Genomic DNA, 2,276 nt, shown 5'->3' with positions numbered 1-2,276 from the left:
CTGTCACAGGAGTGGGTGACAGCGACTCAACGGAGCCCGTTCACGACATCCGTTATGGCCTGGCATCGACTACGGCCGCAACGCCATCCCACCCGAGCGCTCGACACCGGTCGGCATCGAGCGCTCGGGCTAGTCCTACAGATCCGCGATGGCGGCCAGCGGTGGCGTCCGGGCGGCCCGGATACCGGGCCACAGCGCGGCGAGCACACCGACCACGGCCGAGCTGATCAGCACCAGCACCAGCTGGTTCCACGGAATCGCGATCTCATCGAGGCCCAGATCACGCAGCGTGCGCAGGAAGCCGACACCGAGACCGAGCCCGAGCAGCATCCCGACGATCGCCCCGAACACCGCGATCAGCATGGATTCCAGATAGATGGTCCGTCGGACCTGCGCCCGCTGCATACCGACCGCGCGGAGCATGCCGATCTCCCTGCGCCGCTCCACCACCGACAGCGCCAGGGTATTGACGATGCCGAGAATGGCGATCACCACCGCCAGCGCGAGCAGTCCGTAGAGGATGGCCAGCAGCGTATTGATCTGCTTGCCCTGCGCACCCTTGAAGTCCTCCCGGTCCAGCACCTGGACCACCACGAACTGCTCGGTGGCGTTCTCCAGGTCGGTGCGCATCTGGGGCAGATCGGCGCCCGGCTTCGCCTTGACGAACATGAACAGGTTGGTCCGGAAGTTGACCGGCATCACCTCGTCGTACATGACCGGCGACACCACCATCTGGCCGAGCAGCGGCGTCTTCTTGTAGATGCCGACCACCTTGACCGCAATCTTCTTGAATCCGAGGCTGGTCACGCTGACCTGGTCGCCGACCTTCCAGCCGCGTTTATCGGCCTCGTCCTGCGACACCATGACATCGTGATCGCCCAGCGTGCTGGTGCCCTTGATCATGTCGTAGTTCAGGACACTGTCGGGCGCGCCATCGAATTCGGTGCCGCCGATCTGGTCATCGCCGATCTTGAAGGCGGCACCGCGCAGCCCGACCACCTCGGCAACGCCGGGCACCGACTTGCGTACCGCATCACCGGCACCGAGCGGCACACCGATCATCTGCGGCCCGGCCAGCACATAGTCGGCCTTCACCCCCTTGTCGACGAGCACGCCGACGCTCGCCTTCGCCGACGCGCCCAGCATGCCGATCGCGGTCACCAGCATCAGACCGAGGGTGAGCGCGAAGGCCGTTGCCGCAGTCCGGCGCGGATTGCGCGCGGCATTATTGCGCGACATCCGTCCGATCGGACCGAAGGGCCGCAGCAGCGTACCGAGCACGCCGACCACCGGCCGCGACAGCGCGGGCGCGGCGAGCAGCACCGCGAAGATCAAGCCGAGCGCGCCTATCCCGACCGTCAGAGCGGCGTGGCCGCCGGTCTTCTGCGCACCGAGCACGACGAGCACCGCACCGGCAATGGCGAGCAGGATGCCGCTCCCGGTCCGGACCCGCAGCGACTCCCCGGCCGAGGCGAATTCCTCGCGCATGGCCTCCACCGGCGGAATCTTGGCGGCGCGGCGGGCGGGCGCATAGGCGCTGACCACCGTCACCAGCAGCCCGACCAGCAGTCCGACGACCACGGTGCGCGGCAGCACGGTGAGCGAACCGGTCGGCAATCCGAGATCGAAGGCGTTGAGCAGGGCCGAGAGCCCGAAGGCCAGACCGATGCCGCACGCCAAACCGATTGCGCTGCCGATCAATCCGATGACAAAGGCCTCGGCGACCACCGAGGTGCCGACCTGTTGTCGGCTGGCGCCCACCGCGCGCAGCAGCGCCAGCTCGCGCAACCGCTGGGCCACGATCATCGAGAAGGTGTTGTAGATGATGAAGGTGCCGACGATCAGCGCGATCGCGCCGAAGGCGAGCAGGAAGTAGTTGATGAAGTTCAGGGCGTTGGAGACTTCCTTTTTCAGATCGGCGCGCACCTGATCGCCGTTCTGCACCTTGTAATCCGGCAGTACATTGGCGATCTTGTCGCGCAGTTCGTCGCCGGGCATCCCGGTGGCCGCGATATCGACGTAGGCGACATGCGAGCCGTCGGTGAACAGCTTGCGCGCCTGTGCGTCATCGAACAGCACGCCGATGAATCCGCCGGTGTCCGAGGAGACTTCGTAGATGCCGGTGAGGGTGACATCGATCGGACCGCCATGCGAGGGGATCAGCACCTTGGTCTTGTCCCCGACATGCAGACCGGCCCGATCCGCGCCGCCGGTATTGAGCGCGATCTCGCCTTCGTGGGTAGGTGGCACGCCTTGCACGAACTTGTCCGGTTCGG

At 66.3% G+C, this 2,276-nt stretch carries 1 protein-coding gene; it reads right to left on the bottom strand.

All coding sequences use genetic code 11. The features are described from left to right. Positions 1-135 precede the first annotated feature (135 nt). Positions 136-2,276: FtsX-like permease family protein (locus ABZW16_RS43795; RefSeq protein ID WP_354962075.1), on the bottom strand; the 2,141-nt coding region annotated here is incomplete at its 5' end.

It is taken from the genome of Nocardia sp. NPDC004604 (genome assembly GCF_040609795.1).
Lineage (GTDB): Bacteria > Actinomycetota > Actinomycetes > Mycobacteriales > Mycobacteriaceae > Nocardia.
Note: the sequence above shows the minus strand (reverse complement) of the source record. Positions and strands in the feature narration are given on the sequence as shown.